Origin of the sequence: Vibrio eleionomae (assembly GCF_009874545.1) — a bacterium.
In the GTDB taxonomy this organism is placed as follows: Bacteria; Pseudomonadota; Gammaproteobacteria; order Enterobacterales; family Vibrionaceae; genus Vibrio; species Vibrio nitrifigilis.
Genome location: NZ_WEKT01000014.1, coordinates 48,173 through 63,984, shown reverse-complemented (window position 1 = coordinate 63,984; position 15,812 = coordinate 48,173). Strand labels below are relative to the sequence as shown.

General features: G+C 44.0%; 15 protein-coding genes. 14 read left to right on the top strand and 1 reads right to left on the bottom strand.

What is annotated here, in order from left to right; all coding sequences use genetic code 11:
* Positions 1 to 17: 17 nt before the first annotated feature.
* From F9817_RS10150 to lnt, 4 genes are all read left to right on the top strand, one after another.
* Positions 18 to 1,124, top strand: a complete 1,107-nt coding sequence (locus tag F9817_RS10150) for a PhoH family protein (protein ID WP_161155106.1) — start codon at positions 18 to 20, stop codon at positions 1,122 to 1,124.
* Positions 1,125 to 1,126: 2 nt separating this feature from the next.
* Entirely contained in the window at positions 1,127 to 1,591 is a 465-nt protein-coding gene (ybeY, locus tag F9817_RS10145) for an rRNA maturation RNase YbeY (protein WP_161155104.1), read from the top strand.
* Between the two features lie 253 nt (positions 1,592 to 1,844).
* Entirely contained in the window at positions 1,845 to 2,720 is an 876-nt protein-coding gene (gene corC, locus F9817_RS10140) for a CNNM family magnesium/cobalt transport protein CorC (RefSeq protein WP_161155102.1), read from the top strand.
* A 40-nt stretch (positions 2,721 to 2,760) separates the two neighbouring features.
* Positions 2,761 to 4,320: an apolipoprotein N-acyltransferase gene (gene lnt, locus F9817_RS10135; protein ID WP_161155100.1), complete on the top strand. Its 1,560-nt coding sequence runs from the start codon at positions 2,761 to 2,763 to the stop codon at positions 4,318 to 4,320.
* A 43-nt stretch (positions 4,321 to 4,363) separates the two neighbouring features.
* Here the strand turns inward: lnt and F9817_RS10130 are convergent, their stop codons facing one another.
* On the bottom strand, positions 4,364 to 4,834 hold the full coding sequence (locus F9817_RS10130) for a zinc ribbon-containing protein (protein ID WP_161155098.1): 471 nt from the start codon (positions 4,832 to 4,834) through the stop codon (positions 4,364 to 4,366).
* A gap of 122 nt (positions 4,835 to 4,956) precedes the next feature.
* On the opposite strand from F9817_RS10130, the gene leuS reads away from it, so the two are divergent.
* The 10 genes from leuS (at position 4,957) to ybeD (ending at position 15,775) form a co-directional block, all read left to right on the top strand.
* Positions 4,957 to 7,530, top strand: coding sequence for a leucine--tRNA ligase (gene leuS, locus F9817_RS10125; protein WP_161155095.1), 2,574 nt, complete (start codon positions 4,957 to 4,959; stop codon positions 7,528 to 7,530).
* Between the two features lie 176 nt (positions 7,531 to 7,706).
* Positions 7,707 to 8,342 carry an LPS-assembly lipoprotein LptE gene (locus tag F9817_RS10120; protein ID WP_161155093.1) on the top strand — a complete coding sequence of 212 codons (636 nt, stop codon included), beginning with the start codon at positions 7,707 to 7,709 and terminating at the stop codon, positions 8,340 to 8,342.
* Between the two features lie 21 nt (positions 8,343 to 8,363).
* Complete coding sequence (holA, locus tag F9817_RS10115; protein WP_161155091.1) at positions 8,364 to 9,389, top strand: DNA polymerase III subunit delta; 1,026 nt, start codon at positions 8,364 to 8,366, stop codon at positions 9,387 to 9,389.
* Between the two features lie 131 nt (positions 9,390 to 9,520).
* Positions 9,521 to 9,838 (top strand): ribosome silencing factor, encoded by a 318-nt coding sequence (rsfS, locus tag F9817_RS10110; RefSeq protein WP_161155089.1) that lies wholly within the window; start codon positions 9,521 to 9,523, stop codon positions 9,836 to 9,838.
* Positions 9,839 to 9,841: 3 nt separating this feature from the next.
* Positions 9,842 to 10,312 carry a 23S rRNA (pseudouridine(1915)-N(3))-methyltransferase RlmH gene (rlmH, locus tag F9817_RS10105; protein ID WP_161155087.1) on the top strand — a complete coding sequence of 157 codons (471 nt, stop codon included), beginning with the start codon at positions 9,842 to 9,844 and terminating at the stop codon, positions 10,310 to 10,312.
* Positions 10,313 to 10,318: 6 nt separating this feature from the next.
* Positions 10,319 to 12,202, top strand: coding sequence for a penicillin-binding protein 2 (mrdA, locus tag F9817_RS10100; RefSeq protein WP_161155085.1), 1,884 nt, complete (start codon positions 10,319 to 10,321; stop codon positions 12,200 to 12,202).
* A complete protein-coding gene (gene rodA / locus F9817_RS10095; RefSeq protein ID WP_161155151.1) occupies positions 12,202 to 13,320 on the top strand; it encodes a rod shape-determining protein RodA in 1,119 nt (372 codons plus the stop codon). The genes mrdA and rodA overlap by 1 nt, the downstream gene beginning before the upstream one ends.
* Complete coding sequence (locus tag F9817_RS10090; protein WP_161155083.1) at positions 13,321 to 14,106, top strand: septal ring lytic transglycosylase RlpA family protein; 786 nt, start codon at positions 13,321 to 13,323, stop codon at positions 14,104 to 14,106. It abuts the gene before it with no gap.
* 92 nt (positions 14,107 to 14,198) lie between these two features.
* Complete coding sequence (locus F9817_RS10085; protein WP_161155081.1) at positions 14,199 to 15,377, top strand: serine hydrolase; 1,179 nt, start codon at positions 14,199 to 14,201, stop codon at positions 15,375 to 15,377.
* Positions 15,378 to 15,496: 119 nt separating this feature from the next.
* The gene (gene ybeD, locus F9817_RS10080; protein ID WP_161155079.1) at positions 15,497 to 15,775 is read left to right on the top strand and encodes a DUF493 family protein YbeD; all 279 of its coding nucleotides are present in this window, start codon (positions 15,497 to 15,499) and stop codon (positions 15,773 to 15,775) included.
* Positions 15,776 to 15,812 lie beyond the last annotated feature (37 nt).

Here is a 15,812-nt window from a genome sequence, read left to right as displayed (position 1 = left end):
CAAACTGAGAGGCTAATTTGAGCAATAAAATCGTTACTGTAGAGATCAATCTCGAACCTTCTGATAACCGCCGCCTGGCAAGTCTGTGCGGTCCTTTCGACGACAACATCAAACATATCGAGCGCCGCTTAGGTGTCGAAATTAACCACCGTAGCAACCTTTTCACAATTGTCGGTAAACCTCATACGACAGCTGCTGCGCTGGATATCATCAAAACATTATATGTTGACACGGCCCCCGTACGAGGTGAGATTCCGGATATAGAGCCGGAACAGATTCACCTAGCGATTAAAGAGCACGGTGTACTCGAACAAAACGTTGAGTCGTCTATCGAGCACGGCAAAGAAGTGTTTGTTAAAACGAAGAAAGGTGTAATTAAACCTCGTACACCAAACCAAGCGCATTACCTAATGAACATGGTCACTCATGACATTAGCTTTGGTATTGGCCCTGCGGGTACGGGTAAAACCTACTTGGCTGTTGCAGCAGCAGTTGATGCACTTGAACGCCAAGAAGTACGCCGAATTCTACTGACGCGTCCTGCTGTTGAAGCGGGTGAAAAACTGGGTTTCTTACCCGGTGACTTAAGCCAGAAAGTCGACCCTTATTTACGCCCTCTATACGATGCCCTATTTGAGATGATGGGCTTTGAGCGTGTAGAAAAGCTCATTGAACGTAACGTCATCGAAGTTGCGCCTCTTGCTTATATGCGTGGTCGTACTCTCAATGATGCGTTTATTATTTTGGATGAAAGCCAAAACACCACAGTGGAACAAATGAAAATGTTCCTAACTCGCGTTGGTTTTAACTCACGTGCTGTCATTACTGGCGATGTGACTCAAATCGACTTGCCTCGTGGTGCTCGTTCAGGCTTACGTCATGCAATCGAAGTATTGAACGACGTGGATGAAATCAGCTTTAACTTTTTCCAAGCCGATGATGTAGTACGCCACCCAGTGGTTGCCCGCATTGTCAATGCGTACGAAAAATGGGAAGCTCAAGATCAAAAAGAACGTAAAGAGTACGAACAGCGCCGCCGTGAAGAGCGTGAAGTGAAAAAGCTCGAGCAACAAAAAGCTGAAATCGCAGCTCTGCGCACTGCAATTCAGGAATCTGGCGAGTAATCATGAGTATCGAGCTAGATTTACAAATTGCGAGTCAAAGTGATGCAGACTTACCTTCACAAGCCGATTTTTCTCGCTGGTTAACTGAGGCTGTTAATCGTTTTCAAGAGCAAGCAGAAGTCACCATCCGGATTGTGGATGAGCAGGAAAGTCATCAGCTTAATTTCGACTATCGTGGTAAAGATCGTCCAACCAATGTGCTTTCTTTTCCATTTGAAGCACCACCGGGGATGGAGATTGATTTGCTGGGTGATTTGGTGATTTGTCGTCAAGTTGTTGAGCGTGAAGCAAAAGAGCAAAATACGCCCCTTGCCTCACACTGGGCTCATATGGTTGTACATGGTAGTCTTCATCTGCTAGGTTATGACCATATCGAGGATGATGAAGCGGAAATCATGGAGTCACTCGAAGCGGAAATCATGCAAAGCATGGGATACGAAGATCCTTATGCTGCTGAAAAAGAATAAACACCGCAAGGTTTAAGTTTATTGCTTACCTTTTTCCGTTAGCAGGATACCAAGGTGCGGTACATTGCAATAACAGACTCTGTTTAGTGATGTGCCACCTTTCCCCTAGCGTATTTAGGTGTATACCCAAATGACTTTATATGGCGCTGGCCATAGTAGTACTCAAACACTTATTTGATACTGATTGGTGAAGTTATTTGGGTATAGCATGTGAGCTATCACACGTCTGATAGCATAATTTAACTGAGAAACAATGAACGAAGATAATTCGCAAAGTTCTGAAGGTCCGAGTAGAAAGTCCTTCTTTGAGCGCTTAGGTCAACTATTTCAAGGTGATCCTAAAGATCGCCAAGAGTTAGTGGATGTCATCCGTGATTCTGAAATCAATGACCTAATCGATCATGACACCAGAGATATGTTAGAAGGTGTCATGGAAATCTCTGAAATGCGTGTTCGCGATATCATGATCCCACGTTCCCAAATGGTGACAGTGGATCGTAATGATGACCTAGATGCTCTAGTCGCACTCATCACTGATGCACAGCACTCTCGCTATCCAATCATTAGCGAAGATAAAGATCACGTAGAAGGCATTTTGCTCGCGAAGGACTTACTAAAATACTTGGGCTCAAGTAGCTCTCCTTTCAACATCGAAGAAGTTATCCGCCCAGCGGTCGTTGTACCCGAAAGTAAACGAGTCGATCGTCTTTTAAAAGAGTTCCGTGAGGAACGATATCACATGGCGATTGTCGTAGATGAGTTCGGTGGTGTTTCTGGCCTTGTCACAATCGAGGACGTTCTCGAAGAAATTGTTGGTGATATTGAAGATGAGTTTGACGATGACGACCAATCTGAAATTCGGAAACTTAGTAAACACACCTACGCTGTTAAAGCATTGACCACCATTGAAGATTTTAATGAAACCTTCAATACCAACTTTAACGATAACGAAGTCGATACCATTGGTGGCCTCGTGACTACTGCATTTGGGCACTTACCCGATCGCGGTGAAGTTGTTGAAATAGGTCAATACACCTTTAAAGTCACCTCAGCTGATAACCGCCGTGTCGTGCAGCTTCATGTTACGATTCCTGATACAGAGGCACAGGCTGAAGCAACTGAAGAGTAACTTCCCACTCTGATAAATGTAGAGTTTCAGAAAATTGCAGATGATTAAAATTGTAACTCATCGCCTTAAGCGGCCCATTGCGGCCGCTTTTATTGGCGCTTTAACCACCCTCGCTTTCGCCCCTTATGATTTTTGGCCCTTAGCCATTCTTTCGCCATTACTGCTCTTATTGTTATTTCAGAATCAATCTCGTAAGCAAGCTGGATGGATCGGGTTCTGCTGGGGACTCGGTCAATTTGGTACTGGCATAAGCTGGGTTCACGTCAGCATTGACAGCTTTGGTGGTATGCCAGAGATCGCCACCATTATTTTGATGAGTTTACTGGTCGCTTATCTCGCGTTCTACCCCGCACTATTTGGTTGGGCATTAAACCGCTTTTTTCCTCATACCGATCAAACCCGATTTTTCCTCGCGGCCCCCACACTGTGGCTAATTTGTGATTGGTTACGAGGTTGGGTTTTTACTGGCTTCCCTTGGTTATGGCTAGGATACAGCCAAATCAACAGTCCACTGGCTTATTTTGCGCCAATAGGTGGGGTTAAGTTACTCACTTTACTTACTTTAATATGCTCAGCTGCGTTCTGTTATATGTGGCTAAAACGCAATTGGAATTACGCCCTTATTCCACTCATCATACTCGCCACCGGGTATGGGTTAAAATCGGCTCACTGGGTAACCCCAGACACTGATCGCGTAGCTAAAATTGCGCTTATTCAAGGTAACATCGATCAAGCCAAAAAATGGCTACCCGGAGAGCGTTGGCCAACTTTGATGAAATACGTCGATTTAACCCGACAAAATTGGGACGCAGATATCATCATCTGGCCGGAAGCGGCGATTCCAGCGATTGAATCTCAGGTTGGTACTTTCCTAACCAATCTTGACCACGCTGCTCGTATTCATAACAGCAGTATAATTACCGGCGTTATTAACATCGATGACCACAAACGTTTTTATAATAGTGTTCTTACCTTAGGGGATACTCCAGGAGATGGCTATCATTACGATGTGAGCGCTCGTTACCACAAACACCATTTGCTTCCATTTGGTGAATTTGTCCCGTTTGAAAGCCTGCTTCGTCCTATTGCGCCATTATTTAATCTCCCCATGTCATCGTTTAGCGCAGGTCGATATATTCAGCCAAATATTATTGCTCATGGCTTCTCTTTTGCCCCAGCGCTGTGTTACGAAATTATTTTTGGCGATCAAATCCGCGCAAACGTCAATGACACCACTGATTTTATTCTCACACAGTCTAATGACGCTTGGTTTGGCCACTCAATTGGTCCATTACAACATATGGAAATTGCGCGAATGCGAGCGCTAGAATTGGGCAAGCCTGTGATTCGTTCGACAAACAATGGCGTCACCGCGATCACCGATTATCTGGGCAACATGACCTACACCATTCCACAATTTGAAACTGGTGTATTAAGAGCAGATATTCACCCTACTGAAGGTGAAACACCCTATTATGTCATGGGCTCATGGCCATTATATTTATGGTTAGTGATCAGTCTGATATGGGCTTGGCGACGCCAAAAGACGCCACCCAACCACTCAATGTCACTTGAGAAGACGGAACAAAACGACGTTTAACGCTTCATAATAAAACCGCAAACATCAGTTTGCGGTTTTTTATTTAGGGTGTTAACGGCTGACGATGAAAACTTTGGTGGCCACATTTCGGACATGGGATGACCTCTGTGGGATGGATATATTCCGTTTTATGCCCACATTTTTCACAGACTAAAACCCCTAACCCGATCTTATCTCCCACCTGATACACACCTTGCTGTTCAAGTTCTTTACCTAACTCTAACCACTCAAGCTTGGTTTTATCGGTAATGTCCATTAACCCTTGCCATATAGAATTAGTAATTGTGAGATAAAAAGGCCCATTTTTGCTCTCTTCAAAAGAATCTGAGAACTCTTTGAGGTCTGCTTTAACATATTCAGAAATTAATGCTAACTCATCTTTGGTTAAGTCATTGGCGGCACTGACAACTTGCTCTGATTTATCCAATATCTTGGAAATTTCATCAGGACTCTTTTTCAGCGTTTCAATGACTTCTTCGAGTAAAGCTTCGTAACCTTGTTTCTGTTTTGGCATAAGTCACCCCCATCAAAGTGGATTGGCTATTGTTGTGCTGTCAACCTTTAGGTATTCTATGACGATCTATTAGTATCAGTTCTAATTGAACTCACAAATTCCAAGATAACCGGATATCATCGATGCAAGATCAATATAACCCGCAAGATATTGAACAAAAAGTTCAACAGCACTGGGATAGCAACGAAACGTTCGCTGCTACTGAAGACCCTAACAAAGAAAAATTCTATTGTCTCTCAATGTTCCCATACCCAAGTGGTCGACTCCACATGGGTCACGTGCGTAACTACACCATCGGTGACGTAATCTCACGCTTCCAGCGCCTACAAGGTAAAAACGTCATGCAGCCAATTGGCTGGGACGCTTTCGGTCTACCAGCAGAAAACGCAGCTGTGAAAAACAATACAGCGCCTGCACCATGGACATACGAAAACATCGAATACATGAAAAACCAGCTTAAATCATTGGGCTTTGGTTATGACTGGAACCGCGAATTCGCCACTTGTCGTCCTGAGTACTACCGCTGGGAGCAAGAGTTCTTCACTAAGCTTTACGAAAAAGGTCTCGTTTACAAGAAGATGTCAACGGTTAACTGGGACCCAGTTGACCAGACAGTTCTTGCGAACGAGCAAGTTGTTGATGGTCGCGGTTGGCGTTCAGGCGCAATCGTGGAGCAAAAAGAAATCCCTCAGTGGTTTATCAAAATTACTGAGTACGCTCAAGAACTGATCGATGACTTAGACAAGCTAGATGGCTGGCCAGAAATGGTTAAAACCATGCAGCGTAACTGGATTGGTCGCTCTGAAGGCGTAGAGCTTAAGTTTGAAGTGAAAGGTCAAGCAGACCTAGAAGTGTACACGACTCGCCCAGACACGCTAATGGGTGTGACTTATGTTGGTATCGCAGCAGGCCACCCTCTAGCAGCAGAAGCAGCGAAAACAAACCCTGAGCTAGCAGCTTTCATTGAAGAGTGTAAGAACAACAAAGTAGCAGAAGCTGAAATGGCAACAATGGAGAAGAAAGGTATGGCGACTGGCCTTACTGCTATTCACCCATTGAACGGCCGTGAGGTTCCCGTTTACGTCGCTAACTTCGTACTAATGGATTACGGTACAGGCGCTGTAATGGCAGTACCTGCGCACGACCAACGTGACTACGAGTTCGCGACTAAGTACGGTCTAGATATCATTCCTGTAATCAGCCCTGCTGACGGCAGCGAACTCAATATCTCTGAAGAAGCATACACCGAGAAAGGCGTACTGTTTGATTCAGGTGAATTCGACGGTCTTGAATTCCAAGCAGCATTTGATGCTATCTCAGCAAGACTAGAAGCCGAAGGAAAAGGTAAGAAGACCGTTAACTTCCGTCTACGTGACTGGGGTGTTTCTCGTCAGCGTTACTGGGGTGCACCAATCCCAATGGTAACCACTGAAGACGGCCAAGTTCATCCAGTACCCGCAGACCAACTACCAGTCATTCTTCCAGAAGATGTGGTAATGGACGGTGTAACTAGTCCAATTAAAGCCGATAAAGAATGGGCAAAAACCACCTTTAACGGCGAACCAGCATTACGTGAAACAGATACCTTTGATACCTTTATGGAATCCTCTTGGTATTACGCGCGCTACTGTTCTCCACAAGCGGATGACATTTTAGATCCAGAAAAAGCAAACTACTGGTTACCAGCCGATCAATACGTGGGTGGGATCGAACACGCATGTATGCACCTACTGTACTCTCGCTTCTTCCACAAATTGCTGCGTGATGCCGGTTACGTAACCTCTGATGAACCGTTCAAGCGTCTACTATGTCAAGGCATGGTATTGGCTGATGCATTCTCTTACGAGAACGAGAAAGGTGGCACAGAGTGGGTTGCACCTACTCACGTGACAGTTGAGCGTGACGGTAAAGGCCACATCACATCAGCGAAAGACAGCACTGGCCGTGACGTTGAACACTCAGGCATGATCAAAATGTCTAAGTCTAAAAACAACGGTATTGACCCACAAGAAATGGTTGATAAGTACGGTGCCGATACCGTGCGCTTATTCATGATGTTCGCGTCTCCAGCCGACATGACTTTAGAATGGCAAGAATCTGGTGTTGAAGGCGCTAACCGCTTCCTTCGTCGTGTATGGAAACTGGTTAATGAGCACATTCAACACGGTGAAGTACCTGCGCTTGATGCTGCAACTCTAACGACAGATCAAAAAGCACTGCGCCGCGAAGTACATAAAACGATCGCAAAAGTGACAGACGATATTGAACGTCGTCAAACATTTAACACTGCAATCGCTGCAATCATGGAACTGATGAACAAACTGACTAAAGCGCCATTGGCGGAAGGTCAGGATCGTGCCATCATGGACGAAGCACTAAAAGCTATCGTTCGCATGCTTTACCCTATTACTCCACACATTTGTTTCGAAATGTGGGAAGCGCTAGGTGAGCAAGATGCAGACCATGCTCAATGGCCAACGTTCGATGAAGCTGCATTGGTTGAAGATGAAAAACTGATCATCCTTCAAGTGAACGGTAAACTTCGCAGTAAAATCACCGTGGCAGCTGATGCGCCAAAAGAACAAGTGGAAGAGCTTGGTTTGAATGATGAAAACGTGAAGAAATTCACAGATGGCAAAACAGTACGTAAAGTCATTTACGTTCCTGGTAAGCTATTGAATATCGTTGCAAACTAAGTGATTACACACTAAGGTCTGCGGTTTTACATTGACAGACTTCATGACTAAAGTTGCCGCTTGCGGCAACTTTTCCTGCGTCTGAGCTAAGGCGTTATACGACGGCAAAGCCTTACGTTAGTTTTCCCTTTGGGTGAATTAACCTAAGTCTTTCGATAATAGAGAATAGATAACCAATGCGCTTAACACAGTTTTCTCCAATTAAATTTTCTTTGGTCTTTTTTCTTGCCACTCTTTTGAGTGCTTGTGGCTTTCACCTTCGTGGTGATTATGATGTTCCTGAAGCTCTAGATACGATGTCATTTACCAGTTATGACCAGTACAGCGACTTTACGCGTATTATCACTCGTCAGTTGCGTATGAATGACATTAACATAGTGCCACCAGCAGAAAATATACCGAACCTTCACCTGTTAAGTGAAAGTCTGAGTGATCGTACGCTGTCCCTTTATCAAAGCACTCGTGCAGCAGAAATTGAGCTAACCTTTTCCGCGAGTTATCGAGTTACTATCCCTGATATTGGTGATAGAACCTTTACCACCAGTGTGACACGAAGCTATTTGGATAACCCACTCAGTGCATTGGCAAAATCGGTCGAACAAGACAAACTTGAAGATGAAATGCGCCACCTCGCAGCAAGCCAAATTATCCGTCAAATGGCACGCTTAAAAGCGAACATCGAAGCAGGCACTATGAATTTGGATAAAGACGGTAATAAGATCACAACCAAGGAGCTGCATGAACAGCAGCAAGAACAGAAAAAACAGCAAGAGTTAGGCAGTGATCTTTCTAACTCTGATTCTGTCGACTAAGACTGAGCACTTTGATTGGTCATGAGAATATACGCAGATAAGTTAGCGGATTTATTAAACAAGCAGCTGTTGCCGAGCTATTTGGTCTTCGGCAACGAGCCGCTGCTGTTAGATGAATCACGGATTGCGATTGAAAAAGCAGCTCTTACCCTAGGGTTTGAAGAAAAACATCGGTTTGCCGTTGATGCAAGTCTAGATTGGAATGAGGTCTACGACTGTTGTCAGTCAATGAGCTTATTTTCAAATCGTCAGCTTATCGAGCTAACTTTACCGGAAGCAGGAATCAATGCGGCAATAGGTAAAGAAATTAAAACGCTCGTCGAAAGCCTTAATCCTGATGTGATGTTAGTGATTATTGGTGGCAGGCTGACGAAGGCACAAGAGAACTCGGCTTGGTGTAAAGCGATAGCAAATCAAGGTTGCTTGGTTAACTGTTTAACTCCAGATATTAGTCGCTTACCACAATTCGTAATCACTCGCTGCCGACAGATTGGGCTGACTCCTGATACTGAAGCTGTGCAAATGTTAGCCCATTGGCATGAAGGGAATCTATTTGCCCTCGTTCAGAGTTTAGAAAAACTCGTGTTGCTCTATCCAGACGGACAAATCACGATGATTCGCCTAGAGGAAGCATTAAGTCGTAATAACCACTACACCGCTTTTCATTGGACTGATTCTTTACTGGAAGGAAAAGAGAAACGTGCACAACGCGTTTTACGCCAGTTACAAGCGGAAGATATGGAACCTATAATCCTGATTCGAACCATTCAAAAAGAGCTGATGCAATTAGTTCAAATGCAGCAAGCTTTAACGACAATGCCCTTAGGCTCTGTGATGGAAAAATTTCGTATCTGGCAAAATAAACGCCCCCTGTACGCTGCAGCATTAAAGCGTCTTTCCACAAAAAAACTGCGCCATTTGGTGCAATTACTTGCCCAATGCGAAATATTGACAAAAACTCAATATGAGCAACCTGTTTGGCCTTTATTGCAACAAATCACCTTTGAGTGTTGTCATACTGATGCAAACATACCGTTACCACTGTAAGAGTAAAGACTGACTCAATACGCTACGATGTCCCTAACACGTAATATCGTACGGATAAATACAGTGATCGGTATGGTATACTCCGACGCTCTTTTTACTTAGAACAACGATAAATTTCAGAGGATAGTTACTTGCAACGCGAAGAATTAACCGCATTCCTTGCTGATAAAGCAGATGATATGAAAGCACAAGACATCATTACTATTGATGTGCAAGGTAAATCTAGTATCACAGATTTTATGATCATTTGTACTGGCACCTCTAAACGCCACGTAGCTTCCATTGCCGACCATGTGGCCAGTGAAGCTCGTAAATCAGGCCTAGATCCGCTTGGTATTGAAGGTGAAACCGAGGGAGAATGGGTAGTTGTTGATTTGGGCACCACAATGATCCACGTGATGCAGGAAGAACAACGCGAGATGTACCAGTTAGAAAAGCTCTGGAGCTAAGCGTTGAAGATTCAATTAATCGCTGTTGGAACTAAAATGCCCAAGTGGGTAGAGGAAGGCTTTCAAGAGTATAAACGTCGCTTTCCCCACGATATGCCGCTCGATCTCATTGAAGTTTCAGCCGGTAAACGAGGCAAGAATGCCGATATTGCAAGAATTTTGCAAAAAGAAGGCGAAGCCATGCTAGCGGCTGTGCCAAAAGGCAACCGTATTGTTACGCTCGATATTCCCGGAAAACGTTGGGATACCGAGCAATTGGCTGGTCAACTGGAAAGTTGGAAATTAGATGGACGCGATGTCTCTATCTTAATTGGTGGTCCAGAAGGACTTGCTCCAGCATGTAAACAAGCCGCAGACCAATCTTGGTCTTTATCGCCGTTAACGCTCCCTCACCCACTCGTTCGGGTGGTGATGGCTGAAAGCCTGTATCGAGCGTGGAGCATAACCGCCAATCACCCTTACCATCGAGAATAGGCATAGATGTTACGCAAACATAGCCCAATTCGAGATTACTTAGCAGAAGCACGGCTATTTCGTAGCCGTGCGGTAGTATCCTTTGTTGGCATTATTCTATTAGTTATTGTATTGATTGGTAATTTGTACAATATCCAAGTCAATCAATACCAAGATTATAAAACCCGTTCCAATGATAACCGAATCAAAATAGTCCCAATCTCTCCTAACCGCGGATTAATTTATGATCGAAATGGTAAACTACTCGCAGAAAATCGCCCTGTATTCAGTCTAGAAATCACCCCTGAAAAGGTGAAAAATATGGACGATACCCTCAAGCGTTTACAGACAATACTGCCCATTACCCAAGACGATATTGATGAGTTTCAAAAAGAGCGCCGGCGTACACGTCGCTTTGATTCGGTCCAACTACTTTCTCAGCTAACTGATGAGCAAGTCGCTAAATTCTCAGTCAATCAATACAAATTTCCTGGCGTGCAAGTCACTGCAGCTTTGAAACGTTACTACCCTTATGGTTCCGTTCTCACCCACGTTTTAGGCTATGTGTCTCGTATCAACGATAAAGACATGTCACGCTTAGAGCGCGAAGGAAAAACCGCTAACTATCAAGCAACGAGGGACATCGGTAAATTAGGTATTGAAAAATATTACGAGGATGTCCTACATGGTACGGCCGGTTATCAAGAAGTAGAAGTGAACAGTCGAGGGCGCATTATTCGTACCTTGAAGTACGTACCGCCAATTCCAGGGAAAGATATCGTGTTAAACATCGATATCAACTTACAACTGTATGTCAGCAAGTTATTAGACGGACGTCGCGGCTCAGCCATTGTGCTCGATCCTAAAGACAACGGTGTTCTTGCTATGGTATCCAGTCCAAGTTATGACCCGAATGCATTTGTTCATGGTATTTCAGGAAAAGCGTACGCTAAATTGCTGAATGATAAAGATCGACCTCTTGTTAACCGCAGTACATTAGGTATCTACCCTCCGGGTTCCACAGTGAAACCGTTTATGGCAGTGTCGGCATTGACCGAAGGTGTTATTACACCAACGTATACCCGTAACGACCCCGGCTATTGGAAAATTCCTAACTCGAACACTCGCCCTTTCCGCGACTGGTTACGTTGGGGACATGGCAAAGTAAATGTCACCAAAGCCTTAGAAGAGTCTGTCGATACTTTCTTCTATCACGTTGCATACGAGATGGGTATTGACCGTATTTCGACTTGGATGAAGAAATTTGGTTTTGGCGATTATACCGGTATTGATATCTATGAAGAAAGTAAAGCCAATATGCCAACCAGAGAATGGAAACATGCAAAATTCCATCAGCCTTGGTACCAGGGTGATACTATCCCTGTTGGTATCGGGCAAGGTTACTGGACAGCAACTCCGCTTCAATTGGCTAAAGCGTTGTCGGTGCTCGTACATCATGGCGAAGTCATCGCACCTCACTTACTCCGTTCGACCATCAATAATGGTGACGCATTTTCTACTCGACGCGATGCGGAGATCGTGACCTATCCCCCTATAAAAAATGTACCGGAAAAATACTGGGACATCGCACTGCACGGTATGTATTTGGTGAACAACGGTCCTCGTGGTACCGCTCGCCGCGCATTCCATGGTGCACCTTATACCAGTGGAGGTAAATCAGGTACGGCTCAGGTCTTTGGTTTAGCGGAGGGTCAAAAATACAATGCAGCAGAACTGGCCGAGCACTTACGAGACCACGCTTTGTTTATTTCATTTGCACCTGTAAAAAATCCAAAAGCAATCGTGACTATTGTATTAGAAAACGCGGGGGGCGGGTCGAGTCATGGTGCACCTGTGGCGCGTAAAATCTTTGACTATATGCTACTTGGTAAAGGAAAGAGCGACAAATGATGAATATCGATCCTACTCAAGAGAACCGCTCATTTTTCCAGCGTATTCATATTGATTTACCACTGCTTCTTGCAGTGATGTTACTGATGTTTTTTGGTCTGGTCATTATGTACAGCGCTAGTGGGCAGAACATGGCAATGATGGAACGCCAAGCAATGCGTATGCTACTCGCGCTTGGCATCATGATCGGCATTGCTCAGATTCCTCCACGCACCTATGAACGAATGGCTCCTCTACTCTTTTTTGTTGGGGTTATCCTTCTCGTTGGTGTTCTGCTGTTTGGTGAAATATCTAAAGGTGCTCAGCGTTGGCTGAACTTGGGCTTTGTCCGTTTTCAACCTTCAGAGCTACTAAAATTAGCAGTACCGCTGATGGTGGCGCGTTTTATTGGTCATCGTCAGCTACCGCCAGACTTTCGTACATTGGTTCTATCGCTCGCGATGGTATTCGTTCCGACCATTCTGATAGCAAAACAACCGGACCTTGGTACCTCTATATTGATCGCTGCTTCTGGCGTGTTTGTTATTTTCCTCGCTGGTATTAGCTGGAAATACATTATCGCGGCTTGTGTTGCTGTCGGCGCCTTTATCCCTGTGCTGTGGTTTTTCCTGATGCACGATTACCAAAAAACGCGAGTTAGGACATTATTTAATCCAGAGTCCGATCCGTTAGGTGCGGGCTATCACATTATTCAAAGTAAAATTGCGATTGGTTCTGGCGGGTTACTTGGAAAAGGATGGTTGCATGGCACGCAATCTCAACTAGAATTTTTACCAGAGAGACATACTGACTTCATTTTCGCAGTGATTGCAGAAGAATGGGGACTGATTGGTGTGTTGGTATTACTTTCTGTTTATCTATTTGTGATTGGACGCGGATTATATTTAGCTACCAACTCACAAACTGCATTTGGTCGTATGATGGCAGGGAGCATAACGTTAAGCTTTTTTGTTTATGTGTTTGTTAATATTGGCATGGTGAGTGGAATTTTACCTGTTGTTGGCGTTCCTCTGCCATTAATCAGCTATGGTGGTACCTCTATGGTGACACTACTTGCAGGATTTGGGATTTTAATGTCAATACACACTCACAGAAAAGCATTTTCAAAGGCGAACTAAATGACAAAGTTACTGTTGCCATTCTCGGCCATGTTAGCTTTGCTACTGGCCGGCTGTAGTTCGTCTGGACGATACTCGATTGATAATGATGTGGCGCCAAATGCGCCCATCTCTGTAGATCATGTGGAGGATGCTCATCCACAAAATGAGCCTTATAGTCTTGGTGGTAATAAGGACTATACACTTGGTGGTAAAACTTACCATATTATAAAAAATACTGAAGGGTATACTGAAACAGGCAAAGCATCTTGGTACGGTAAAAAATTCCACGGACATTTAACGTCGAATGGTGAAATTTACGATATGTATTCGATGACAGCAGCCCACAAAACACTGCCTTTACCAAGCTATGTGAAAGTGACCAATACCGATAACGACAAAACGGCTATTGTTCGGGTCAATGATCGGGGACCATTCCATACAGGGCGGATTATTGATTTAAGTTATGCGGCAGCTTATAAATTAGGTGTGCTGCAAACAGGTACAGCCAATGTAAAAATTGAGGTCATTACTCCAGGAAAATCAAAGAGTAAAGAACCATCAGATGCAGGCCATAAGTACTACGTACAAGTGGCATCGACACAAAATGAAAAAAATGCGCGAACTTTAGCGCAAAAACTAAGTCAAAGCTTATCAGTGCGTACTTTTGTTGATAGCAAAGAAAGTAACCACCGTGTCTTTTTAGGTCCGTTTGTTGACTATACTCTGACGCAACAAAGCCTTGAACGAGTAAAATCTCTCGGCTATGAGACAGCATTCGTTAGAAAGCACATCCATTCGCATTGATACACTGGATCGGATCAGAAGTGACAGGGTCTGTTTTAAGGCATCATTTCTGATAAGATAACGGATAATTAAGTAAAAAAGTCAAACTCACCATGAAAAAAGCGATTTTAAATACTGTTTTAGCGTCTTCTGTTGCGCTATCAGCAAGTTTCTCGGGTTCAGCAGTGGCTGCCTCTCCAGTTGTTGTACCAGATGCACCTCAAATTGCAGCAAATGGCTACATTTTGATGGATTACCATTCCGGTAAAATTCTTGCTCAAAAAAACATGAACGAGAAACTACCGCCAGCTAGTTTGACAAAAATGATGACGAGCTACGTTATCGGTCAAGAGATTAAGCGCGGTAACATTAGCCGTGATGACGACGTTGTCATCAGTCGCAATGCTTGGGCGAAAAACTTCCCAGAATCTTCAAAAATGTTTATCGAAGTTGGTACCACTGTAAAAGTGGGAGAACTAAACAAAGGCATTATTATTGATTCAGGTAACGATGCTTGTGTGGCTATGGCAGAACACATCGCTGGCTCTACCGATGCATTTGTCGATCTTATGAATGCTTGGGCGAATACGCTAGGCATGAAAGACACTCATTATGCTAACGTACACGGGCTTGATAACCCTAACTTGTACACTACACCACACGATTTAGCAGTACTTGCGCAAGCGTTAATTCGTGACGTTCCTGAAGAGTATAAAATCTACTCAGATAAGAAATTTACCTACAACGGTATCACACAGTACAACCGTAACGGCCTACTGTGGGATAAAAGTATGAACGTCGATGGCATCAAAACAGGCCACACTAGCCATGCAGGCTACAACCTGGTGACATCAGCGTACGAAGGTAAAATGCGCCTTATTTCTGTTGTAATGGGTACAAAGAGCTCTAATGCACGTAAAGCAGAAAGTAAAAAACTACTAGGATACGGCTTCCGTTTCTTTGAGACTGTTGAGCCACATAAGAAAGGCCAAACATTTGTTAAAGAACGCATCTGGATGGGCGATAAAGACAAAGTTGCTCTAGGTGTCAATGAAGATACTTATGTCACTTTACCTCGCGGACAAGCTAAAGATCTGACGGCAAACTTTGTGCTGGATAAACAGCTAAAAGCGCCAATCAAAAAAGGTGACGTAGTAGGTAAACTCTTCTACCAAGTTGATGGTAAAGATGTTGCTCAATATCCTTTAATGGCTTTAGAAGATGTTAACCAAGGTGGCATTTTCAGCCGTCTTTGGGACTACATTGTTCTATTGTTCAAAGGCTTATTCTAAAGGCTCTCATCGTCTTTAAAAAAGCCGCTAACGCGGCTTTTTTGTTGACTTGAGATCCACATCAATTGGCTGTACTATTCTGCACCGCTTCTATTATTAGTAAACCTTGGAGTTTCCTTATGTTGACACTCAACTCTGATGCAAAATTGAAAGACCTTCTCGAGTTCCCTTGCTCATTTACATACAAAGTCATGGGCCATGCGAAACCAGAACTACCTGAACTGGTATTAGAAGTCATTCAACGCCATGCTCCAGGTGACTACAGCCCTCGAGTAAAGCCAAGCGGCAAAGGTAACTACCATTCAATTTCGGTAACGATTACAGCAACATCTATCGAGCAAGTAGAAACCCTTTATAAAGAGTTAGGCGATATCGAAATCGTACGCTTAGTACTATAAACGCCCAATCATTTTCAATTTTATTTGAAATGAGTAA